20 protein-coding genes and 1 pseudogene are annotated in these 22,178 nt (G+C 65.5%); 11 read left to right on the forward strand and 10 right to left on the reverse strand.

Translation table 11 applies throughout. The features are described 5' to 3' along the window. Both WA965_RS12175 and WA965_RS12180 read right to left on the reverse strand, forming a co-directional pair. Positions 1-669, reverse strand: a 669-nt coding sequence (locus WA965_RS12175; RefSeq protein WP_526447566.1) for an acyl-CoA dehydrogenase family protein, incomplete at its 3' end; no start/stop codon positions are given. Beyond that, positions 670-1,902 (reverse strand): acyl-CoA dehydrogenase family protein, encoded by a 1,233-nt coding sequence (locus WA965_RS12180; protein ID WP_526298575.1) that lies wholly within the window; start codon positions 1,900-1,902, stop codon positions 670-672. A gap of 385 nt (positions 1,903-2,287) precedes the next feature. Here WA965_RS12180 and WA965_RS12185 point away from each other — a divergent pair, with 385 nt between their 5' ends. Beyond that, positions 2,288-3,139: a hypothetical protein gene (locus tag WA965_RS12185; RefSeq protein WP_526298577.1), complete on the forward strand. Its 852-nt coding sequence runs from the start codon at positions 2,288-2,290 to the stop codon at positions 3,137-3,139. A gap of 10 nt (positions 3,140-3,149) precedes the next feature. Here WA965_RS12185 and WA965_RS12190 read toward each other — a convergent pair whose 3' ends face one another. Beyond that, the gene (locus WA965_RS12190; RefSeq protein ID WP_526298579.1) at positions 3,150-5,015 is read right to left on the reverse strand and encodes a putative bifunctional diguanylate cyclase/phosphodiesterase; all 1,866 of its coding nucleotides are present in this window, start codon (positions 5,013-5,015) and stop codon (positions 3,150-3,152) included. A gap of 90 nt (positions 5,016-5,105) precedes the next feature. After that, entirely contained in the window at positions 5,106-5,843 is a 738-nt protein-coding gene (locus WA965_RS12195; protein WP_526298581.1) for a hypothetical protein, read from the reverse strand. 652 nt (positions 5,844-6,495) lie between these two features. Here WA965_RS12195 and WA965_RS12200 point away from each other — a divergent pair. The 3 genes from WA965_RS12200 (at position 6,496) to WA965_RS12210 (ending at position 9,283) form a co-directional block, all read left to right on the forward strand. After that, positions 6,496-6,948: a MaoC family dehydratase gene (locus tag WA965_RS12200; RefSeq protein WP_526298583.1), complete on the forward strand. Its 453-nt coding sequence runs from the start codon at positions 6,496-6,498 to the stop codon at positions 6,946-6,948. Between the two features lie 95 nt (positions 6,949-7,043). Beyond that, positions 7,044-8,384 carry a flavin-containing monooxygenase gene (locus WA965_RS12205; RefSeq protein WP_526298585.1) on the forward strand — a complete coding sequence of 447 codons (1,341 nt, stop codon included), beginning with the start codon at positions 7,044-7,046 and terminating at the stop codon, positions 8,382-8,384. Further along, a complete protein-coding gene (locus WA965_RS12210; protein ID WP_526298587.1) occupies positions 8,381-9,283 on the forward strand; it encodes an alpha/beta hydrolase in 903 nt (300 codons plus the stop codon). Before WA965_RS12205 ends, WA965_RS12210 begins: the two co-directional genes overlap by 4 nt. Here WA965_RS12210 and WA965_RS12215 read toward each other — a convergent pair. Both WA965_RS12215 and WA965_RS12220 read right to left on the reverse strand, forming a co-directional pair. Then, positions 9,270-10,091 carry a mycofactocin-coupled SDR family oxidoreductase gene (locus tag WA965_RS12215; protein WP_526298589.1) on the reverse strand — a complete coding sequence of 274 codons (822 nt, stop codon included), beginning with the start codon at positions 10,089-10,091 and terminating at the stop codon, positions 9,270-9,272. The two genes, WA965_RS12210 and WA965_RS12215, sit on opposite strands and share 14 nt — an antisense overlap. After that, positions 10,088-11,251: an acyl-CoA dehydrogenase family protein gene (locus WA965_RS12220; protein WP_526298591.1), complete on the reverse strand. Its 1,164-nt coding sequence runs from the start codon at positions 11,249-11,251 to the stop codon at positions 10,088-10,090. Before WA965_RS12220 ends, WA965_RS12215 begins: the two co-directional genes overlap by 4 nt. A 95-nt stretch (positions 11,252-11,346) precedes the next feature. Between WA965_RS12220 and fabG the strand changes: the two genes are divergently transcribed. The 5 genes from fabG to WA965_RS12245 are packed head-to-tail and all read left to right on the forward strand — an operon-like array spanning position 11,347 to position 16,426. Then, positions 11,347-12,087 carry a 3-oxoacyl-ACP reductase FabG gene (gene fabG, locus WA965_RS12225; RefSeq protein WP_526298593.1) on the forward strand — a complete coding sequence of 247 codons (741 nt, stop codon included), beginning with the start codon at positions 11,347-11,349 and terminating at the stop codon, positions 12,085-12,087. Then, positions 12,087-13,301, forward strand: a complete 1,215-nt coding sequence (locus WA965_RS12230) for a thiolase family protein (protein ID WP_526298595.1) — start codon at positions 12,087-12,089, stop codon at positions 13,299-13,301. The genes fabG and WA965_RS12230 overlap by 1 nt, the downstream gene beginning before the upstream one ends. A gap of 30 nt (positions 13,302-13,331) precedes the next feature. After that, positions 13,332-14,525 (forward strand): acyl-CoA dehydrogenase family protein, encoded by a 1,194-nt coding sequence (locus WA965_RS12235; RefSeq protein ID WP_526298597.1) that lies wholly within the window; start codon positions 13,332-13,334, stop codon positions 14,523-14,525. Positions 14,526-14,529: 4 nt separating this feature from the next. Further along, on the forward strand, positions 14,530-15,198 hold the full coding sequence (locus WA965_RS12240; protein ID WP_526298599.1) for a GntR family transcriptional regulator: 669 nt from the start codon (positions 14,530-14,532) through the stop codon (positions 15,196-15,198). A 43-nt stretch (positions 15,199-15,241) separates the two neighbouring features. Further along, complete coding sequence (locus WA965_RS12245) at positions 15,242-16,426, forward strand: CaiB/BaiF CoA transferase family protein (protein ID WP_526298601.1); 1,185 nt, start codon at positions 15,242-15,244, stop codon at positions 16,424-16,426. Between the two features lie 24 nt (positions 16,427-16,450). Here the strand turns inward: WA965_RS12245 and WA965_RS12250 are convergent, their stop codons facing one another. The 4 genes and pseudogenes from WA965_RS12250 to WA965_RS12265 all read right to left on the reverse strand — a co-directional run bounded on the left by WA965_RS12250 (position 16,451) and on the right by WA965_RS12265 (position 20,320). Continuing rightward, a complete protein-coding gene (locus WA965_RS12250) occupies positions 16,451-17,896 on the reverse strand; it encodes a class I adenylate-forming enzyme family protein (RefSeq protein ID WP_526298603.1) in 1,446 nt (481 codons plus the stop codon). Next, a pseudogene (locus WA965_RS12255) lies at positions 17,896-18,691 on the reverse strand (enoyl-CoA hydratase/isomerase family protein). The gene WA965_RS12250 and the pseudogene WA965_RS12255 overlap by 1 nt, the downstream one beginning before the upstream one ends. Continuing rightward, the gene (locus tag WA965_RS12260) at positions 18,688-19,506 is read right to left on the reverse strand and encodes an enoyl-CoA hydratase/isomerase family protein (RefSeq protein ID WP_526298605.1); all 819 of its coding nucleotides are present in this window, start codon (positions 19,504-19,506) and stop codon (positions 18,688-18,690) included. The pseudogene WA965_RS12255 and the gene WA965_RS12260 overlap by 4 nt, the downstream one beginning before the upstream one ends. Positions 19,507-19,519: 13 nt before the next feature. Then, positions 19,520-20,320, reverse strand: a complete 801-nt coding sequence (locus WA965_RS12265; protein ID WP_526298607.1) for an enoyl-CoA hydratase/isomerase family protein — start codon at positions 20,318-20,320, stop codon at positions 19,520-19,522. Positions 20,321-20,434: 114 nt separating this feature from the next. Here WA965_RS12265 and WA965_RS12270 point away from each other — a divergent pair, with 114 nt between their 5' ends. Then, positions 20,435-21,211, forward strand: a complete 777-nt coding sequence (locus tag WA965_RS12270; RefSeq protein WP_526298609.1) for a FadR/GntR family transcriptional regulator — start codon at positions 20,435-20,437, stop codon at positions 21,209-21,211. A 24-nt stretch (positions 21,212-21,235) separates the two neighbouring features. After that, positions 21,236-22,111, forward strand: coding sequence for an enoyl-CoA hydratase/isomerase family protein (locus tag WA965_RS12275; protein ID WP_526298610.1), 876 nt, complete (start codon positions 21,236-21,238; stop codon positions 22,109-22,111). Positions 22,112-22,178 lie beyond the last annotated feature (67 nt).

Raw genomic sequence — 22,178 nt, forward strand, 5'->3', positions numbered from 1 at the left:
ACCGAGCAGGGCCGCCGGCGGTAACCGAAGTCCATCGAGGACGATGTCGGAGGCTCGCCGGTCGTCGATGGTCCGGTAGTGGTGCAGTTCGATAGCCGCAGTCGCCGAGCTGAGTTCGACCACGAACAGCGAGATGCCGTCGTCGTCGTCTTGTTCGCCGGACGTCCTTGCCGTGACCAGCACATGACTGGCCAGCGGCGTGCTGGCCGAGACGATCTTGGTGCCCGTCAGCACCCACTGTTCCCCGTCGCGCTCGGCGCGGGTGGTGACGTTGCGCCAGTGCTCACCCGACGTCGCTTCGGTGGCGGCCAGTGTGACGATGGTGTGCCCGGAGACCACCGCCTCCAACAGGTCGGTGGCTCCGGCCCGGCGCAACAGACCCGCCGCGACGACCGCGGTATCGACGTAGGGCTCGACCACCAGAGCATGCCCCAGAGACTCGGCGATCAACATCAACTCGACCGGCCCGCCGCCGATTCCGCCGTGTTCTTCGGGCAGCGTCGCACCGAGAATGCCGAGTTCATCGGCGAACGCGCGCCAGATGTCGGGCTGCCAGCCTGCGCCGGTCTTGGCTGCGGACCGGCTCTTCTCCAGGTCGTAGCGCGTCGCGAGGAATCTGCTGAGCCCGTTGCGCAGCAGTTCCTGTTCGTCGTTGAGTGTGAAGTCCATCTACAGCCCCAATGCAGCCTTGGCCAGAATGTTGCGCTGAATTTCGTTGCTACCGGCATAGATCGAGCCGGCGCGATCATTGAAGTACCGCAGCGGAGCCACGGCCTGCCAGGCCTCACCGCTGACGTAGCCACCGACGGGCGCCTCAAAATCGGCGATGGGTCCACCGGGACACGTCGCATGCGGTTGATACACCCGACCCCGCGGCCCTGCGGCCTCCATCGCCAGCTCGGTGATCGACTGACTCAGCTCGGTGCTGAGCACCTTGAGCATCGATGATTTCGCCCCCGGGTTCCCGCCCGCAGACACCACGGCAAGCACCTGGTATTCGAGGATCTCGAGAACCTCGGTGCGGATCCGGGCATCGGCGAGCTTGCGGGCGAAGGCGGGGTCGTCGAGAAGTCGCCCCCCGCCGGGTCCGGGCTGCCCGCCGGCGACGGTGGCGATCTCCTCGGCCATCACCTGTAGCGCCGGCGCGGCCGCGCCCCCTCCGCGTTCGAACTCCAGCAGGTACTTGGCAACCGTCCAACCGTCGTCGATCTCGCCGATGACATTGGTCTTGGGCACCCGCACCTCGTCGAAGAACACCTGGTTCTGCACTTCTTCGCCCGAGGTCATCACCAGCGGGCGGATCTCGACTCCGGGCGTGGACATGTCGAACAGCACGAACGTGATGCCCCGTTGCTTCTTGTCGCCGCGGGTGGTGCGCACCAAGGCGAACATCCAGTTCGCTTCTCGCGCGTGGGTGGTCCAGATCTTGCTACCGGTGCAGACCAGGTGATCGCCGTCGTCGCGGGCGGCCATCGACAGAGCCGCCAGGTCCGAACCCGCCTCCGGCTCGGAGTAGCCCTGGCAGAAGAACACCTCGCCGGTCAGGATGCGCGGCAGGAAGTAGATCTTCTGCTCGTCGGTACCGAACTTGATGATCGCGTGCGCGACCATCCTGATGCCCATCGGCGACAACGACGGCGCACCTGCCAGCGTCGACTCTCTGCTGAAGACGTAGTGCTGGGTCAGGCTCCAGTCGCATCCGCCGTGGGCCACTGGCCATGCCGGCGCTGCCCAACCCCGGTCATGGAGGATCTGCTGCCACTCCATGCTGGCGTCGTGGTCGGCATACACACTTGTCATCAGCCGACCTGCCCGACGCAACTCAGGCGTGAGCTTCTCGTCGAGAAAGGTGCGAACTTCATCGCGGAACGCGAGGTCGGTCGACGACCAGTCCAGGTCCATCGAGATGCCCCTCTCTGTGGCGTGCAGGAAACAGAGTAAACCTAGTTAGTTAGGTGGCCACACACCGGGCAAGGCCGGCCACTCGACGGGCACACGATCGGAGTTCCGGCGCGCAGATTCGTTCGCTCGTCATGAGTAGTCCGGATATCGCGCAGAATGGATAGATGAGCGCACCGGGCTGGAACTCGACGAGCGGCCTTTCAGAAGTGAGCGGCGTAGGCGATCGTCCTTTAGCCATAGTCGTTCATGGCAAATTTTCGGCAATACATAAACCGGTGACGCCCAGCGATTCTGTCACGAGCATTCTGCGAGATCCACGGCCGACTAGGGGCATTATGAGACCAGGTCGTGAATCTCGGCAATGGCAAATACGGGACACATAACTATGGTGTGGGATCAGCAGTGGCACGACGAGGTGGATGTCGTATGCGCCGATGCCGGTATGGCGGGGTTGGCCTGTGCGATCTCTGCGGTTGACGGTGGCGCCGAGGTGCTCGTCGCGGGTTCGCCGGACCCCAGAGCGACCGGCGCCGCGGGTGACCGCCCGAAATGGTTCAGCCTCGACGGCGACGATGGCGACACCCTGGCCTACCTCGCCGACCTGACGGAAGGGCTGGACCCCGCGAGAATCCCCGAGTCGGCGCATGCTCTACCGATCAGGCTCACCGCGGAACCACCCGCGCAGGCGGGGCGCCGAATTCCTGCGTTCGTCGGTTCGCGGCTGCGGGATTGGACCGCTCGCTGCATCGCCTCACCATCGGGTTACCTGTACACCCGCGTCTCCGAATGGACCACGACCTCGATGGAGTCCGAAGACGGTGACGTCGTCGAGGTCGCCGAGATCGGTTCGATGACCCCCGACCCGGGTGACGTGGTGGGCTCGGTGCACGACTGGCTCGACGAAGAAGCGCACGTCCGCGGTGTGAGGGTGCACCCGGTGACCCGATTGGACCGCCTGGTCTTCGAGCAGGGTGCGGTGATCGGCGCAGTCTTCGCAACGCCCGATGGCCACTTCGCCGTTCGTGCACGCCACGGCATCCTGCTCAGCAGGGCCGGATCACCCACCGGTCGCGCTCCATTGCTGCCCAGGGGAGGTGGGGCGGAAGTGCAGATCGCGTTGGTGAGCAAGGCGGCCAGTCGGTTCGGCCGCGTCGAGTTGTTGACGTCGGACCCAGTCGTCGCCCACGCTGCCGCAGCGTCCGCAGGGGAGTCGTCGGAGGCGCTCGAACCTGCCTGACGCCCCGGGGCTACGTGCGCGGCGAGGACGCCGAGAAGTGCAGCGGGATCCGCCCCTTGGCCAACAGTGATTCCATCGCCGCCGCGGCAATGGGTCGAGACAGCAGGAAGCCCTGCGCCCGGTGACAGCCGTGGCGGAGCAACGTGAGCGCGGCTGCTTCGGTTTCCACGCCCTCGGCGACCAGTTCCAGACCGAACGCTTCGGCGAGCGCGATGATGGCCCGCACGATCGCGAGGTCACCCGGATCCGAGCCGAGGTCCTGCACGAATCCCTTGTCGATCTTGAGGGTGTCGACCGGCAGTGACTTCAGATGGGACAGCGCACTGTAGCCGGTCCCGAAGTCGTCGATGGCTACCAGAACACCGGCTTCTTTCAACCCCGCCAGGGTGATTCGGGTGGTCTCGATGTCCTGGACGACGACGCTCTCGGTGATCTCCAGGCAGACCGACCACCGGTCGAGCTCGAACTCGGTGAGTATGCCCGCGACGGATTCCACAAACCCGTCGGTGACCAATTGGACCGGGGAGACGTTGATCCGCAGCACGGTGTTCGTGCCGACGCCGCGTGCCCGCCAACCGGCGAATTCGGCGCACGCCGTCCGCATCACCCAGCGCCCCAATTCACCGGCGAGGTTTATCGATTCGGCGACGCCGATGAACGCATCGGGGGAGAGCAGGCCCCGGGTCGGGTGTTGCCAGCGGACCAGGGCCTCGGCGGCCAGGATCTCGCCGGTCCGCATGTCGACTTCGGGGAGGTAGTGCAAGAGCAGTGCGCCGTTTTCGATGACACTCTGCAGGTGCAGTTCGATGTCGTTGCGGAACTCGCTCTCCATCGACATGTCGTCGGTGAACACCGCGACCTTGTTGCCGCCCGAACCCTTTGCGGTCAGCACCGCCTGGTCGGCTCGGCGCAGGAGATCCGAGGTGGTGTCCCTACCCGGAATGCCCAGTGCGACGCCGATACTCACCGTCCGGGTGAGCATCTCACCGTCGATGGAGACGCGTTCGCGCAGCGACGACTGAAGTCGATACGCGAGTGCCTCGGCGGTGTCGGCATCCATCGGGTTCGACGGCACCACGACGAATTCGTCGCCGCCGAGTCGGGCGATCAGGTTGGGACCCTCGGCGCCCCTGCGAAGGCGTTCGGCGAGCACCCGGATGAACCAGTCGCCGGCGGTGTGGCCGAGGTAGTCGTTGATCGCCTTGAGTCGGTCGAGGTCGAAGAACAGCGCCGAGACCGGGCCAGGCCGGCCTTCGGCCAACCGCTCATCGAGGTGCGCCAACAAGGCCCGTCTGTTGTTCAGTCCGGTGAGGTCGTCATGGTCTGCCAGGAAACGCAGTTGCGCCTCGGCCTGGACTCGCGCCTGCACCTGGGCGAACAGCGACGCGATGGCCTCGAGAGCGTTGAGTTCTTCCGGACTCCACTCCCGGTCGCCGAACTTGACGAAACCGAGAACGCCGGTGGTGTCCTCGCCGGATACCAGCGGCGCGGCTGCCATCGACGTGGCGGGCACGGCGCGGCCTTCCTCGATTCGGCGCTGATAGTCGTCGGTGGCGGGTTCGGGACGGAACACCATCGGCTTCTTGCCGTATTCGGACTCGGCGAACACCGGGTCCGCATCGGCGAAATAGACCAGCCCGAGAGGATCGGGATCGGGAACATCCGTCCGGACCGGCCATTCGGCGACCAGTCGGGACGCCCGAATCGAATGGTCGTTGTACCGCAGGAAACTGACGTCGACGCCGAGGTAGGACGTGAGGTCGGCCATCACCTGCTGGCTGACCTCGACCGACGTGGCCGCATTCGCTGCCATCAAGCGGGTGGCCACCGAAGTGACCACCAGGTCGAGGCTGCGGAGCGGGGGGTTGTCAGGCATCGTGCAGTCAGAATACGGCGGGTGCAGCGTGGTTGAGGTCCCGCTGTGCAGTCTGGTCGGAGACGGCGACCCTGCTGTCGCCGTGCGTCGTCACGGCATCGCGACGACGTCGGCCGTGCCGGCCGAGACCTGGTCCATGCCGAGGATCTCGTTGAAGATCTTGGAGACCTGGGTAGGTTCGGCGTGCTGGATGAATGTTCTGCGGTCCCACCACATCATCTTGGTCCGGTACCGCGGGTCGGGGTACGGCGTTGCCGGGATCGACGCCACCACGCCACCCGAGGAACGCCACTTGTCGAGCACATGCGGTGCCGAAGTGGCCATGCAGAATTGCAGATCCATCGCCGCCATCCCGTGGAATCCGCTACGCGCCAGTGCTCGCGTGACCCCCTTGTTGCGGGCTGGATCATCGGTCACGAAGGCGGATTTCATCTCGAGAATGCCGAAAGGCGCACGATCGTCGATCATTTTGCGCACCGCCGACAGGCCCGGTTGGCCTTCCCATTCGACGACTGCATGCGAATCGTCGGCGCCGGTCAAGGGTCCCTTGGCCCGGACGCCGCCGATGACCCGATCAGCCGAGTCGAGAGCTACCCAGAACAGGGCAGTGTCGTGCCCATCGCAGATCTCGGCGATGTCGAGCGCGCTCTCCACGCCGTGTTTGCGGTAGCTGCGCTCCGCTCCGCTCAGATACTCCCGCCACAGGACGGGGTCGAGTCCCGGTTGCGACATGACCAAGGTGCATTCTGCGTCGTCATCCCACCAACTGTGGCGCCGGGCAAGCCGGAAATCGAACTCATGGATGGATTCGAGTGAGGAGATTGTCATTGTCATTCCCATCGTTGGGCAGCGGGCGAGACAACGTCGTACCGCTCGGCTGCCGACTATCCCTAACCGGCTTAGGTGTAAAAGCGACGAGATCAGTATGTCGCCGCAGGTGGTACTAATTCCAGCTAGCCACCCGACCTTTTCTGTTTTTCGGATTTCTGGTCAGAATCGTCGGACCGATGGCAAACAGGGGCCCTAGTTTGGCGTCCGGAATTGCTCGGACCGATCGGTGTGGTGGCAGAAGAATTGATTACTCGTGAAACCCGGCAGCATGGTGATTAGTCTTTTGACGCCGTGCTCTGGATATTACGACTGCATTGCCTTACTGCGCTCAGTTGCCGTCGGCATTCGCTCTCCGGACGTTCGCTGCCCAGCGGTCTTCGGCAGCGCCCGGCGGCGAGCCGGAGATGGTTCGTTCAGCTGACGGGTTCGCTGCGTGAAGGTGTCGCAACGTCTGAAACACGAAAAATTCGGCAGCGGGTGCCACATTCGAGCTTCGGGTCACGGGATCGGTTGAGGTCGATTCACGGCGATCCGAAGGGGCATGGTGCCGCGAATTACGCCGTGGTGCTGTGGCACTGTGAGGAACGCGCATCATTCCCGGTGTATCGAGAGGCCGTTCTGCGGGCGGTCCGGGTCAAAGGAGACATCAATGAAGAAGTTCAATGGGTTGGCGGAATTCATTGCCGCCGAGGGCGCCGAACTCGGCCCTACCGAGTGGCTTCAGATCACCCAGGATCGGGTCGATTTGTTCGCTGAGGCCACCGATGACCATCAGTGGATCCACGTCGATCCGGAACGGGCCGCCGGCGGGCCATTCGGTGGCACGATCGCCCACGGACTGCTGACACTGTCGCTGCTGCCGCACTTCACCCATCAGCTCTACAGCGTCGACAACGTGGCCATGGCAATTAACTACGGATACAACAAGGTCCGCTTCATCACGCCGGTCCGCGTGGGCACGAAGCTGCGGGCACGCGCTCAGATCGCCTCGGTGACCCAACTCGACGGCGCGGTCCAGGCTGTCCTTAGTACGACCGTGGAGATCGAGGGATCGGACAAGCCCGCCGCCGTGGCCGAGTCGATCGTGCGCTTCATCGGCTGAGCCGCGGCTACCCACCGACCGAATTCACGAGCGTCAGTGACTGTTGACGTACGTCAAAAACCCTCGTAAATTGCGTTTCGGCGTGAGGAGTGACGGTGAATCGAGAAGACCCGCATGTCGCGGTGATCGGGGCCGGCATCAGCGGTCTGACGGCAGGCAAGATGCTCAGGGATTACGGCGTCCGCTACACGACGTTCGAGACGTCCGACCGCATCGGCGGCAATTGGGCGTTCGGCAATCCGAACGGGCACAGCAGCGCCTATCGCTCGCTGCACATCGACACGTCCAAGCATCGGCTGTCCTTCAAGGACTTCCCGATGCCCGAGCACTATCCGTCGTTTCCGCACCACTCCGAGATCAAGGTGTACCTCGACGACTATGCCGAGGCGTTCGGGCTGCTCGAGCACATCGAGTTCGGCAACGGCGTGGTGCACGCAACCCGGGAGGGGCCCGGTGGCTGGCGGATCCTCGACCAGGCCGGCGCCGAGCGTCGATTCGATCTGCTGGTGGTCGCCAACGGGCACCATTGGGACCCTCGCCTGCCCGAGTTCCCGGGATCCTTCGCGGGCGAATCGATCCACTCCCATCACTACGTCGATCCGTCGACGCCTCTGGAACTGAGCGGAAAGCGCATCCTCGTGGTCGGCATCGGCAACAGCGCCGCCGACATCACCGTGGAGTTGTCCTCGCGGGCACTGGGTAATCACGTCACCCTGTCGACACGATCCAGCGCGTGGATCGTGCCCAAGTACATCGCCGGCCGTCCCGGGGACATGTTCTGGCGGACCTCGCCCCACCTTCCGCTGTCGTGGCAGCGCAAGGCGGTCCAGCTGGTCGCACCGATGCTGGGAACCGACCCGACGATGTACGGTCTGCCGCCGGCGAATCACAAACTGTTCGAGGCCCATCCGACCCAGTCCGTCGAACTGCCGCTGCGGCTGGGGTCCGGAGACGTGGCGCCCAAGCCGAACGTGGCCCGTCTGGACGGGGACACCGTCCACTTCGACGACGGCACCAGTGACGACTTCGACGTCATCATCTACGCCACCGGATACAACATCACGTTCCCGTTCTTCGACCCCGAGTTCATGAGCGCCCCGGACAATCAGATCCGGCTCTACAAGCGGATGTTCAAGCCCGGTATCGACGACCTGGCCTTCATCGGCTTCGCCCAGTCGGTGCCGACGCTGTTCCCCTTCGTGGAGTGTCAGTCGCGGCTTCTGGCGGCCTACGCCGTGGGTCGGTACGCACTTCCTCCGGTAGCCGAGATGGAGCGGGTCATCGACGCCGATCAGCAGCTGCACGCCGGGCACTGCACCGACCGCCCCCGGCATACCCAGCAGGTTGACTTCTTTGTGTACGAACACGACATGCGCACCCGCGAGATGCCCGCAGGCATCACACGTGCCCAGCGTGCCCATCTGGTGGTGCGATGACGCCGCACGACGTGTCCTTCGTCAGCGGCGGTGTCACCTGCAGCGGATGGCATTTCGCCGCCGCGTCCGGATCCTCGAGCAGGCCCCTGGTCGTGATGGCGCATGGCTTCGGCGGCACCAAGGACTCCGGTCTGGAACCGTTCGCGCAACGGTTCGGGGCAGCCGGAATCGACGTGCTGGCCTTCGACTATCGGGGCTTCGGTGCCTCGGAAGGCGAACCACGGCAATCGCTTTCGGTACGTCGTCAGATCGACGACTATCACGCCGCTGTCGAGGCGGCCAAGCGACTGGACGGTGTTGATGCCTCTCGGATCGCACTGTGGGGGGCGTCGTTCTCGGGCGGCCACGTGCTCAGGGTGGCCGCCGAGCGCGATGACATCGGAGCGGTGATCGCGCTGACCCCGCTGACGAGCGGGGTCGCCGTGAGCCGCGCGGCGATGAGATCGCGCAGCATCGTCTCGTCGCTGCGCTGGACGCTCTCCGGTGTCAGGAGCCGGGTCGCCGTGGGCAGGGGAGGCGTCCCCACTCTGATGCCACTGGTCGCTCCGGTCGGCGAAGCGGGTGCACTGGCGCTCGACGGCGCCTACGAAAGCTATCTGTCGCTGGCAGGACCGACCTGGCGAAACGAGATCGACTGTTCGATCGGCCTGGAAGTGGTCGGAGTGCGCACCACCGCGGCGGCCAGGAAGTTGCGCTGCCCGCTGTTGGTGCAGATCGCCGACTTCGACCAGTACGTGCCCGCAGCAGCGGTGGCGGCCACCGCGGCGCACGGCAGGGCTCAGGTGCATCACTACCCGTGTGACCACTTCGATGTCTGGCCCGGGCATGACTGGTTCGACAAGACCGCCCAGGACCAGACTGCGTTCCTGGATCGGACCTTCGCGCTCAGTAGTGCGTAGACCCCTGATCGATCGAGATGGCGCTGGCCGTGATGTATTTCGAGTCGTCACACGCCAACCAACTCACGGTGTCGGCGACATCCTCGGGTTCGACCGCCCAGGTCGGCAGGAACGGCGTCATCATGTGGGAAAGCTGCGGGTTGGTCTCCATCGCCTTCGACAGCGCCGTGCCCATCTCGCCGGTGCCCATGTCCGTCATGACGGGTCCCGGGTGGACGCTGTTCACCCGGATGGAGTGCTTGCCGAGTTCAGCGGCGAAGGCACGCGCCATTCCGGTCACCGCGTGTTTGCTTGCCGTGTAGTGGATCATGAAGGGCTGCAACTTGATTCCCGCTGCTGAGCTGATCAGGATGATGGAGCCACCCCGGCCGCCCTCGATGATCTTGTGTGCCCCCGCCATGACGGTGTTCCACGTGCCGGTCACGTTGATGTCCATGACGTCGCGGAAGTCCTCGGGACGGATGTCGTCCCATGCCTGCGGTGCGGACACCCCGGCGTTGGCGACGATGACGTCCAGTCGGCCGAGTTCGGCCACCCCCTGTGTGACCGCGGCGTTGAGCGCCTCGCTGTCGCGGGTATCGACCACCGAAGCAACGATGCGCCGCCCGGCTTTCTCTACCAGTGTCACTGTCTCGGTGAGGTTCTCAGGTGTCGCCGGATCGTAGGGGACGCACTGCGGAAGTGGGCCCGCGATGTCGACGGCGATGATGTCCGCACCTTCTCGGGCCATCCGCACGGCGTGCGCGCGGCCCTGACCGCGGGCCGCTCCGGTGATGAATGCAACTCGGCCGTCGAGCCGACCGGTCATCGGGACGCGCCTTTGACCAGTCCGCCGCCGATGATCAGCCGCTGGATCTCACTGGTGCCCTCGTAGAGTCGGAGCAATCGCACGTCGCGGTAGATCCGCTCTACCGGCACGTCGCGCATGTAGCCGCTGCCGCCGTGTATCTGCACCGCGAGATCGGCGACCTTGCCTGCCATTTCGGTACAGAAGAGTTTCGCTGCCGACGGCGCGATGCGCCGGTCCTCCTCGGTGAGCCACTTCTGCGCGGTGTCGCGGACCAGTGCGCGGCCCGCGAGCACCCCGGTCTGCTGATCGGCGAGCATCGCCTGCACCAATTGGAATTCGCCGATCGGGGTGCCGCCCTGTGTCGCCGAGGCGGCATAGGCCACTGACTCGTCGAGTGCTCGCTGAGCCGTGCCCACCGCCAACGCGGCGATGTGCACACGGCCACGGGCCAGCGACGTCATCGCCGCGCGGTAGCCGATGTCCTCGCTGCCCCCGACCAGTGCGGTGGCGGGAACGCGGACATCGGTGAACGTGACATCCGCTGTCCACGCGCCTTCCTGGCCCATCTTGCTGTCCTTGGGGCCCACCGTCACACCCGGCGCATCGGCGGGCACGAGGAACACGGCGATGCCGGCGCCCTTGTCGTCCGCCGGCCTGCTCCTGGCGAAGGTCACGAAGAGGTCGGCGGTGGGTGCGTTGGTGATGTACTGCTTCTGGCCGTTGATGATCCAGCTGTCGCCGTCGGCCACCGCCTTGGTCCGCAAACCTGAGGGGTTCGAGCCGGCGCCGGGTTCGGTCAGCGCGAACGATGCGACCACGTCGCCGGAGGCGATGCCCTCCAGCCATCTCGACTTCTGTTCGTCGGTGCCATACCCGACCAGCACCTGGCCGGCGATCCCGTTGTTGGTGCCGAACATCGACCGCAGCGCCAACGACGTGTAGCCCAGTTCCAGGGCGAGTTCGACGTCCTGCGCGAGATTCAGGCCCAGACCACCCCACTGCTGGGGGATTGCGTAGCCGAACAGCCCCATCTTCTTGGTCTGCTCGCGCAGATCGTCGGGAACCTGATCGCCGGCGAGGATCTCCTGCTCCCGGGGGACGACGGCGGTGCGGACGAAGTGGCGGGTCTGAGCCAGTATCTCCCGGAAATCGTTGTCGCTGACTTCGGATGTGGTCATCGGCTGAGCTCCTCGGGGCGCTATGCTTTTCGAATATCGTATATCAGATATGAGCACAGTCGGCCTTCCGGGCGGACGTGAGGATTGGTGGACAGGTGTTGTTGCTGACTGGTCGAACGGCTGTGGTCACCGGAGGAGCGCAAGGTCTGGGTTATGCGATCGCGCAGCGGTTCATCGCCGAGGGCGCGCGTGTGGTCCTGGGTGATGTGAACCTGGACGCGACCCGGGCCGCCGCCGAGAAACTCGGAGGTGACGACGTCGCCCGTGCCGTCCGCTGTGACGTCACCCATTCGGACGAGGTCGACGCGCTGGTGGCCGCTGCGGTCGACGGGTTCGGCGCCCTGGACATCATGGTCAACAACGCAGGCATCACCCGCGATGCGACGATGCGCAAGATGACCGAGGAGCAGTTCGATCAGGTGATCGCAGTGCACCTGAAGGGAACCTGGAACGGCCTCAGAGCCGCTGCCGCGGTGATGCGGGAGGCGAAGAGCGGCGCGATCATCAACATGTCCTCGATCTCCGGCAAGGTCGGCATGCTCGGACAGACCAACTACTCGGCCGCCAAGGCAGGCATCGTGGGGATGACCAAAGCTGCCTCCAAGGAGTTGGCCTACCTCGGGGTGAGGGTCAACGCCATCCAGCCCGGTCTCATCCGTTCAGCCATGACAGAGGCCATGCCACAACACATCTGGGATTCCAAGGTGGCGGAGGTCCCCATGGGTCGCGCCGGTGAGCCCGACGAGGTCGCCAACGTGGCGCTGTTCCTGGGCTCCGACCTGTCGTCGTACATGACCGGCACGGTCCTCGAAGTCACCGGTGGGCGGCACCTCTGATGGGCGAAGCCGTCATCTGTGAACCCGTCCGCACGCCGATCGGCCGCTACAACGGCATGTTCAAGGCGCTGACCGCCGTCGATCTCGGTGTTGCCGCGCTGCACGGACTCCTCGAGCGGACCGGCATCGCGGGCGATTCGGTTGAAGATGTGATCGTCGGACACTGCTATCCGAGCATGGAGGCGCCGGCGATCGGGCGGGTGATCGCCCTGGACGCCGGACTGCCGGTGACCGTGCCCGGGATGCAGATCGACCGCCGCTGCGGATCCGGTCTGCAGGCAGTCCTCCAGGCCTGCATGCAAGTGGCAAGTGGCAACAACGATGTCGTCGTCGCCGGTGGTGCCGAATCGATGAGCAACGTGGTGTTCCACTCGACCGACATGCGCTGGGGAGGTGCCCGCGGGGGAGTGAAGGTGCACGATGCTCTGGCGCGCGGCAGGACCACCGCGGGTGGCCGTAACCATCCGGTCCCCGGCGGCATGCTCGAGACTGCCGAGAATCTGCGCAGGCAGTATTCGATACCGCGGGAAGAGCAGGACGAGCTGGCCGTGCTGTCGCACCGCCGGGCAGTTGGCGCCCAGACCGACGGGTTGTTGGCCGAAGTGATCATCCCGGTGACGGTGTCCTCGCGCGGAGGCGATACGGTGATCGACACCGACGAACACCCGCGGGCCGACACCTCGCTGGATTCCCTGGCAAAACTCAAACCCGTTCTGGGCAAGGATGATCCAGGAGCGACAGTGACGGCCGGCAACTCCAGCGGACAGAACGACGCCGCATCGATGTGTGTGGTGACCACACCGGACAAGGCGGCTGCGCTCGGTCTCACCCCACTGGTCCGGCTGGTGTCGTGGGGAGTGGCAGGGGTGGCGCCGGACGTGATGGGTATCGGTCCGGTGCCGGCGACCGAAGTGGCACTGGCCAAGGCCGGCCTCACCCTCGCGGACATGGACTTGATCGAGCTCAATGAGGCCTTCGCGGTCCAGGCGCTGGCCTGCATGCGGGAGTGGGACTTCGGCCCAACCGATTTGGAGCGCACCAATGTGCACGGATCGGGGATCTCGCTCGGCCACCCGGTCGGCGCGACCGGGGGACGGATGCTGGCGACGCTGGCACGCGAACTGCATCGTCGCGGCGGGCGCTACGGCCTGGAGACGATGTGCATCGGCGGCGGGCAGGGCCTGGCCGCAGTATTCGAAAGGGTTGTCGGATGACGAACAGCGAGAAGCGGAGCGGGATCGCGCATGACTAGGCTCGCGCAGACGCTGGGGCTCAGCGAGTTCCAGACGGAGATCGTCTCGACGGTGAGACGGTTCGTCGACAAGGAAGTGATCCCCAACGCCCAGGAGCTCGAACACGCCGACACCTATCCGCAGGCGATCGTCGACGCCATGCGGGAGATGGGCCTGTTCGGTTTGATGATCCCCGAGGAGTACGGCGGGCTCGGGGAGTCGCTGCTCACCTACGCGCTGTGCGTCGAGGAACTCGCGCGCGGCTGGATGAGCGTGTCGGGGGTGATCAACACCCACTTCATCGTGGCCTACATGATCCGCCAGCACGGCACGGATGCGCAGAAGAACTACTACCTGCCGAAGATGGCGACCGGCGAGACCCGCGGCGCCTTCTCGATGTCCGAACCCGAACTCGGCTCCGACGTCGCGGCGATCCGCACCAGGGCCAGGAACAACGGTGACGGCACCTACACCATCGACGGTCAGAAGATGTGGTTGACCAACGGCGGCAGCTCGACCCTGGTGGCCGCGCTCGTCCGCACCGACGAGGGTGCCGACAAACCGCATCGCAACCTGACCGCCTTCCTGATCGAAAAGCCCTCCGGATTCGGTGAAGTGACGCCGGGACTGACCATTCCCGGCAAGCTCGACAAACTCGGCTACAAGGGCATCGACACCACCGAGATGATCTTCGACGGCTACCCGGCCAAAGCCACCGATATCCTCGGGGAGGCGCCCGGGCAGGGCTTCTTCCAGATGATGGACGGCGTGGAGGTCGGACGGGTCAACGTGTCGGCGCGGGCGTGCGGTGTCGGCGTGCGGGCCTTCGAGCTGGCGGTGCGCTACGCGCAGCAGCGCAGCACCTTCGGAAAGCCGATCGCCGAGCACCAGGCCATCGCGTTCCAATTGGCCGAGATGGCCACCAAAGTCGAAGCCGCGCACCTGATGATGGTCAACGCCGCCCGGCTCAAGGACTCCGGAGAGCGCAACGACGTCTCCGCCGGTATGGCGAAGTACTTCGCCAGTGAAGTGTGCGCCGAGGTGACCCAGCAGAGCTTCCGCATCCACGGCGGATACGGCTACTCCAAGGAATACGAGATCGAGCGGCTGATGCGGGATGCCCCGTTCCTGCTGATCGGCGAGGGCACCAGCGAGATCCAGAAGAACATCATCAGCAAGCGCCTGTTGGCCGACTACCGGGTCTGATCCGGTGACCATCCCCGACTTCGCCGCAAGGCCCCAGCTCGCCGAGGACGTGGCGCGCATCGTTCGCGGTCGGATTTTCGACGGAACCTACGCTGCCGGAACGTATGTGCGTCTCGACCAGTTGGCAGCCGGATTGGGGATCAGCGTGACCCCGGTCCGAGAAGCGCTGTTCGAGCTCAAAGCCGAGGGGCTGCTCGAGCAGCAGCCTCGTCGGGGCTTTGTGGTGCGGCCGGTGACCGTGCGCGACATCACCGACGTGTCGGATGTGCAGGCTCACATCGGGGGCGAACTCGCCGCCCGAGCAGCCGCCGGTATCAGTGATTCTCAACTGCAGGAGTTGACGAGGATCCAGGACGACCTCGAGGTCGCGTACGCCGCCGACGACGGCGAGCGGGCCCGGCGCCTCAACCACGATTTCCACCGCGCCATCAACGTCGCCGCGGACTCGCCGAAACTCGCGCAGCTGATGTCGCAGATCACCCGTTATGCCCCCGAATCGGTGTTTCCCACCATCGATGGCTGGCCGGACCAATCCAACGCACATCACCGGCGCCTGCTGAACGCATTGGCGAGCCGGGATGAGTCCCTCGCGCGCTCGGCGATGTCAGAGCACCTTGCCGCCGGGGCGGCGCCGTTGATCGAGCATCTGACCCGCCGGGGTGTGATCGGTTAACGTACCGTAAGACTTACAGTCACCTCTTCTGCAAAGGTGGGCCATGGGCGTCCTCGACGGTGTGCGGGTGCTCGACTTCGGTCGCTTCATCGCCGCACCATGGTGTTCGGCGCTGCTGGCCGACATGGGTGCCGACGTCGTGCGGATCGAGAAGCGCGAAGGCGGTGAGGATCGCTGGGTGCAATCGGTCACCGAGAGCGGCGAGGGCGGAACCTACCTGCAGTGCAACCGCAACAAGCGTTCGCTGACCCTGGATACGACCACCGACGACGGTAAGGCGATCACCCGGAAATTGGTGGCACGGTCGGACATCGTCGTCGCCAACATGCCTGCGGCGGGAATGCGGGCCAACGGTCTGGACTATGAGACCCTGCGCGAAGTGAGGCAGGACATCATCCTGGCCAGCGCGACCGCGTACGGCGAAGGAGGTCCCTACAGCGACCGGATAGGTTTCGACGGTGCCGGTCAGGTGATGTCGGGAGCGGTGTCTCGGCAGGGACTGCCAGAGCAGCCGATCCGAACGGTGGTGCCCTACGCCGACTTCGGTACCGCGCTGACATTGACCATCGGGGTGATGATGGCCCTCTATCACCGTGACCGCACGGGGGAGGGCCAGCATGTCGAGGGGGCGCTGCTGCCCACCGCGATGATGCTGTCGAACGCGTTCCTGATCGAACGCGATCTGCTCGGCACGGACAAGCCGCGGATGGGCAACCAGGGAACGTCGGTGGCGCCATGTGACCTGTACAAGACCTCCGACGGTGGGTGGGTATTGCTGCAGATCGCCGGCAGGCCGATGTTCAAGCGCTGGTGCCGCCTCGTGGAGCGGGCCGAGTGGGTCGACGATCCCCGGTTCGCGGGTGACGATCTGCGTTGGGAGAACGGGGATGTCCTCAACGAGGCCATGGCGCAGTGGTGTGCCGACAAGACCAAAGCCGAGGTTCTCGAGCTGCTCGAGGCGGCGAAGCTGCCCGCGGCACCGATGAATTCGACACAAGAGGTGCTCGACGACCCGCACGTCGCGGCGATGGGCTATCTGCAGCGTGTCCCGTTTCCCGGCGCGCCGCATGACGTGCCGATCATCGAGACCCCGTTCCGGCTGTCGGCCACCCCCGGCGCGATCCGTCGGCGGGCACCGCTGCTCGGCGAGCACACCGATGAGGTATTGAACGAAGTCGGTTACACCGCAGCGGACATCGCAGGGTTGAGGGATCGCCACGTGGTGTGAGCCGGGCGTCGTCTGCAGCGACGGTCATGTCTGGGTGAAGTACGACCGGACCGCCGCCAGATCGGGTTTGCCCGAGGGAGTCCGCGGGATCGCATCGACGACGACGATGTTGCTGGGTATCTCGTAGCGGGCCAGCAGAGTCCGCAGATACTCGGTGAGTTCCTCGCCCCCGGCCGAGGTGTCGGTGCGCAGTTCGACAAGAGCGACAGGCGTTTCCCCGAGACGCGGGTCGGGTTGACCGATCACCGCGGCACCTCGTACCGCGGGATGACTCTCCAGTGCGCTGCGGACGTCATCGGGCAGCACCTTGAAGCCCCCGCGGATGATCGCCTGGTCGGCCCGTCCGAGGATCCACAGGAACCCGTCGGCGTCGAGGCGCGCGATATCGGTGGTGCGTACCCAGTCCCGGGCCGAGTCGAACTGTGCGGGTTTGACTTCCAGCAGGCCGACGGTGTCCGGTCCCAGTGGTACGCCGGCGTCGTCGACGACCCGCAGCGTCGTTCCCGGGTTCGCCCGGCCGACACTGCCGCGCTTCTCTCGCCAGTACTTCTGATGGTCGGGAAGCGTCCAGCCGGCCACGCCGCCGCCGAATTCGGTTGCCGCGTAGGAGGTCAGCACCGGGACGCCGAACTTCTCGGTGAACGCGTCCGCATCGTCGGCCGACAGCGGCGCGGTACCCGAGGTGACGACACGAATGCCGGCCAGGTCTTCGCGAGTGAGGTCGGAATGCAACACCATCCGCAACGCCGTGGGCACCAGCGACACCGCCCGCGGGCGGTGTTCGCGCACGGCATCGGCCCAGCGCTGCAGGTCGAACTTCGGCATCAGGACAAAGGGGCGCGCTTCGGCGATACAGAGCAGTATTCGGAACACGCCTCCTACGTGCACCAGGGGCGAGTTGACGATCGCGACGCCTCGGCGCAGAGCGGTGGGGTCGGGGGAGTCGGCCGGTTCGCGCCCGATGACGCTGCGAGCCAGCATGTCGTAGGTGAGATCGACCCGCTTCGGCGGGCCGGTCGTGCCACTGGTCAGCATCCACACCGCAACACCGGGACGCCCGCAATCTCCGGTTGCGGCACCCTCGGTGACCACCGGTGCGGTCAGCAGATCGCTGATGGCCACCGTGGTCGCCGAGGTGGATGGGGCGAGGGCGGCGAGGTCCGCGGCCAGGCCGATGATCATCGGTAATCTCAGCGCGTCGAGGTCGGCTCTGGTGCGCTCGTCGCCGCGGGCGGGGTTGATGACCACGACGGTGCCGCCGCCGGCCAGCACACCGAGCAGTGTCGCGACGTGCGCAGGTTGATTGCGGAGCATGACCCCGACCCTGGCTGTGCCGACCAGCGCGGTGATGCGCTGCGCCAGCGTGGCGACCTGCGCCCAGGTGACCCAGGACCCCTCGAATTCGATGGCCGCGGCGGCCGGGTCCAGGTTCAGGACAGCGTTGACGCGGCGGGAGAGCGGATGGGGCATCAGCGGATCCGCGGCGGTGTCTTCGGGATATCGAGAGCCGCCAACTCCGCGGTGGCGAGTCGGGTTGCCCAACCGGGTGTAGATGAGGCCCTGGTCCATTGCCGCCCGGTACGGTTTGTCCAGCGATTCCCAGATCGCCTTGACGGTGCCCTGGGTGGCGGTGGGCGGCTTGGCGGCGATGGTCGCGGCGATCTCGTGGGCCCTTTCCCAGAGCTTCTGGTCGGTGACGACTTCGGTGACCAGCCCGATTCGCAGCGCAGTCTCGGCGCACACCCGTTCGTCGTTTCCCATCAGCGCCATCCGCAACGTGTCACCCAGCCCGATGCGGCGCATCAGACCGATCGGCTCCAACGCGGATACCAGACCCGCGCTGACATGAGAGTCGAAGAACGTGGCGTTTTGTGAGCAGATCACCACGTCGGCCTCGTTGACGAAGTACAGCGCACCCGCGGTGCACATTCCCTGCACGGCGCAGACCACCGGTTTCCACAACTTCTGCCATTTCGGGCTGAGTAGCTCGCCGGGGTCCTCGTGGTTCCAGACGATATCCGGCTGGCCGTAGCGGGATTTGATGTCGAGTCCGGCGCTGAAGGCTCGCTCGCCGGCGGCGCGCAGCACCACCGCGTTGATGCCCTCGTCATCTTTGATGATGCGCCAGATCTCTTTCATCTCATGACACATCGTGCGATTGAAGGAATTCAGCGCTTCGGGACGGTTCAGCGTGACCGTGGCGACCCGCGTGTTGTGGTCCAGGTCGAGCAGGATGGTCTCGAATCCGCTCGTCGGCACACTCATCGGCACTGCCAGTTGGGGGTGCGCTTCTCCACGAATGCCAGCGGTCCCTCCAGGGCGTCCTCGGTGCGGACGACGCGTTCGCGGAACGTCTCCGCCAGGATCTCGCCTTCCAGCAGCGGCAGGTCCAGGGTCTTGTGGATGGCCAATCGGGTGCCCCGCACGGCAAGCGGCGCATTGGAATTGACGATGTCGGCGATCTCGTGCGCCCGCGCCAGTAGTGACTCGTGCGGGACAACTTCGGTGATCATGCCTAGTTCGTAGGCGCGCTCGGCGCTCATCCTCTCGTGCTTGCCCATCAATGCCATCCGCAGCGCCACCGACCGCGGCAGGGCGCGCGCCAGGCGCACCATCTCGCGCGCGGCGACCAGACCGATGCTGACATGCGGATCGAAGAACGTGGCTTTGTCCGAGGCGATCACGATGTCGCCGGTGGTGACCCAATCCAGCCCCGCGCCACAACAGATGCCGTTGATCGCGGTCAGCACCGGTTTGGCCATCCGGCGGAACGGGGGTGTGCCTTCCTGGGGCGCCTCCCACTGGTCGTAGGTCGACAGATAGGGGCGCTCGTAGATGACCCTCCCGTCCTCGGGGATCTCCTTGACGTCTGCGCCGGTGCAGAACGCCCGGCCGGTACCGGTGACGATCATCAACCAGATGTTGTCGTCGCCCTCGGCTTCGTCGTAGGCCGCGCGCAGTTCGGTCACCATGTGCGGGGACAGCGCGTTGAGAGCCTCGGGGCGGTTCAACGTGATGGTGGCCTTGTGCGCGTCGACCTCGTAGGTGATGGTGTCGAATGGGCCTGGGTGGGTGCTCACGTACTTCCCTTCGTCATCTGCCCTCGAACTCGGGCGATCGCCGCTCCCGGAAGGCGGCAAGACCCTCCTTGAAATCCGATGTCCTGCAAGAGAGTTCGAGGCTGGCCAGTTCGTGGGCCATCGACTGCTGCATGGTCGCGTGCAGACCGTAGTTGATCGCCTGCTTGGCCAGTCCGATCGACACCGTGGGGCCCGTCGCCAGCCGGGTCAGGAGCTCGTCGGCCGCGGTGTCGACGTCGGCCGGTTCGACGGCGGCGTGGATCAGACCCCACTCGGCGGCGTTGCTACCCGAGACCTTCTCGCCCAGGAGCAGCATGCGTTTGGCCCGCGTCACGCCGGCGAGCCGTGGAAGCAGCCACGTCGCGCCGGAATCGGGGCTGAAGCCGCGGTCGATGAAGGGCTCCCACAGTGTGGCGTCCGCCGCCGCCACGGTGAAGTCGGCGGCCAGTGCGAGGTTGCAGCCGAGGCCGACTGCCCAGCCCCGCACGCTGCACACCACCGGCAGCTGAATCGATGCGACGAGTTCCACGAGGCGGTTCGCGGTGTGTGGGATGCGCCGGGTCAGGTCGCCGGCCCTGGGGCGGCGACCGGCACTGTTGGTGGCAACCCAGTCCGCACCGGCACAGAAATCCCCACCCGCACCGGTCACGAGTACCGCACGCAGCGAGTCGTCGGTCGATGCCCGGGTCAGGACATCGACGAGCTCATCGATCATGCTGTGGCTCAATGAGTTACGACGATCAGGACGGTCCAGGGCGATCCGCAGGATGGCGTCATCGCTGGTGTGCCGGACCGTGCCGACGTCGTCACCCACCCGGTCATCTCCTCATGGAAACCATACGCCGCGGAAGTTGTATGGATAGCCATACAGTTGGTACTACGATTACTATCCTGTACAACTTAGCAAGGAAAGGCCGTCGACGGAACAGTGTCAGCACAGCGCATTCGTCAGCCCCGGGTCGCCGAGCTCGTGGCGTCCCGGTTGCGCGACGACATTCTGACCGGGCGGCTCAAAGAAGGTGATGTGCTGCCGACGCAGGAGAGCCTGTTCGCCGAGTTCGGCGTGAGCCCACCCGCGGTGCGCGAAGCCATCCACATCCTCGAGTCCGACGGCCTGATCTCGGTGCGCCGCGGCAACATGGGCGGCGCGGTCGTGCATCTGCCGTCGGCCGATCGCACCGCGCACATGATCAGCATGGTGTTGCAGACGCGGGCTGCCACACCCGGTGATGTCAGCGAGGCTCTTCTGCACCTGGAACCGATCTGCGCGGGGATGTGCGCCGCCCGCGAAGACCGGATGACCGAGGTGGTGCCGCACCTACAGTCGGCGATCGACGATCAGGTCGACCAGTTCGACACCCCGGCGCGGTATGTGCCCAACGCCCGCAGATTCCACGAGGCGCTGGTGTCCCGATGCGGCAACGAGCCGATGATCCTGCTGATCGGCTCGCTGGAGGTGATCTGGTCGGCACACGAATCGTCGGTGTGGAGCGACGAACGCCACCCCGGCGATCCGATGGAACCGAAGACGATGAGGGCGGCGCTGCGCGACCACCGCAGGCTGCTCGAGGCCATCGCCGACGGCAACGCCGCGCGCGCGGCGCGGCTCGCGCAGGACCATCTGGCCGCCGCACGCCGCAATACCCTCGCCGCGGGCAGCGACAAAACCATTGAGGCCAAGCTCATCTCGAGCCCAGACCGTTGAACACCCGACCGACAGGATCAGATGATGACCGGCACCGCCGATGACCGTGTGCTCTTCGACGTGGATCGCGACAAACGCATCGCGACCATCACGCTGAACAACCCCGCGCAGCGCAACTCCTACGACGCGTCGATGCGTGAGCTCCTCGCGCGCTACCTCGATGACGTCGCCGAGGACGACGACATCACGGTGGTGCTGCTTCGCGGCGCCGACGGCGTGTTCAGCACCGGGGCCGACATGAACAACGCCTACGGCTGGTACGGCTCTCACGATGCTCCCGAGCAGAAGCGCCGCCCGAGCCAGCGGCGCAGGCTCACGGTGGATCGTAAATCGTTCGGCTTCTATCACAACCTGATGGGCTTCCCGAAGATCACCGTGGGGGAGATCAGCGGCTACGCACTCGGCGGCGGTTTCGAGATGGCGCTGATGACCGACATCTCGGTGATCGGACGCTCCACGAAGATCGGGATGCCTGCGACCCGATTTCTCGGCCCCGCACTCGGCAGCCTGCACATGTTCTTCCATCGCCTGGGGCCCGTGCTGGCCCGGCGGATGCTGCTCACTGGCGACATCATCGAAGCCGCCGAGGTCGAGCACCTCGGGGTCTTCACCGACACCTGCGACGCAGATTCGGTGGCCGCGCGGGCGCGGTACTGGGCGGAGAAAGCCGCGAAGATGCCCGCCGACGGGGTCGTGATCGCCAAGGAGGCCTTCCGCCTGGTCGAGCAGAGCCAGGCCTATCAGGGGGAGGAGGTCGCGAGCTACCTCTTCCACGCCTTCGGCACGAACCTGCAGTTCGCGCCCGGTGAATTCAACTTCGTCAAGACCCGCGCACAGCACGGCACCAAGGAGGCGTTCCGGCTGCGCGACGAACATTTTTACGTCGCCGAACCGGAGTGACCCGGCTCACCTGTAACCAGCGCTACAGTATCTGCTACTTTTGTAAAGTTCGCTCACGTGGAAACCG

Source organism: Mycobacterium sp., assembly GCF_049683935.1.
In the GTDB taxonomy this organism is placed as follows: domain Bacteria; phylum Actinomycetota; class Actinomycetes; order Mycobacteriales; family Mycobacteriaceae; genus Mycobacterium.

What these genes read in the sequence shown, in the direction of transcription:
- WA965_RS12180 (WP_526298575.1), bottom strand. Translation starts at nt 1,902, where the DNA reads ATGGACCTGGACTGGTCGTCGACCGACCTCGCGTTCCGCGATGAAGTT.
- WA965_RS12185 (WP_526298577.1), top strand. Translation starts at nt 2,288, where the DNA reads ATGGTGTGGGATCAGCAGTGGCACGACGAGGTGGATGTCGTATGCGCC.
- WA965_RS12190 (WP_526298579.1), bottom strand. Translation starts at nt 5,015, where the DNA reads ATGCCTGACAACCCCCCGCTCCGCAGCCTCGACCTGGTGGTCACTTCG.
- WA965_RS12195 (WP_526298581.1), bottom strand. Translation starts at nt 5,843, where the DNA reads ATGACAATCTCCTCACTCGAATCCATCCATGAGTTCGATTTCCGGCTT.
- WA965_RS12200 (WP_526298583.1), top strand. Translation starts at nt 6,496, where the DNA reads ATGAAGAAGTTCAATGGGTTGGCGGAATTCATTGCCGCCGAGGGCGCC.
- WA965_RS12210 (WP_526298587.1), top strand. Translation starts at nt 8,381, where the DNA reads ATGACGCCGCACGACGTGTCCTTCGTCAGCGGCGGTGTCACCTGCAGC.
- WA965_RS12215 (WP_526298589.1), bottom strand. Translation starts at nt 10,091, where the DNA reads ATGACCGGTCGGCTCGACGGCCGAGTTGCATTCATCACCGGAGCGGCC.
- WA965_RS12220 (WP_526298591.1), bottom strand. Translation starts at nt 11,251, where the DNA reads ATGACCACATCCGAAGTCAGCGACAACGATTTCCGGGAGATACTGGCT.
- WA965_RS12230 (WP_526298595.1), top strand. Translation starts at nt 12,087, where the DNA reads ATGGGCGAAGCCGTCATCTGTGAACCCGTCCGCACGCCGATCGGCCGC.
- WA965_RS12235 (WP_526298597.1), top strand. Translation starts at nt 13,332, where the DNA reads ATGACTAGGCTCGCGCAGACGCTGGGGCTCAGCGAGTTCCAGACGGAG.
- WA965_RS12245 (WP_526298601.1), top strand. Translation starts at nt 15,242, where the DNA reads ATGGGCGTCCTCGACGGTGTGCGGGTGCTCGACTTCGGTCGCTTCATC.
- WA965_RS12250 (WP_526298603.1), bottom strand. Translation starts at nt 17,896, where the DNA reads ATGCCCCATCCGCTCTCCCGCCGCGTCAACGCTGTCCTGAACCTGGAC.
- WA965_RS12275 (WP_526298610.1), top strand. Translation starts at nt 21,236, where the DNA reads ATGACCGGCACCGCCGATGACCGTGTGCTCTTCGACGTGGATCGCGAC.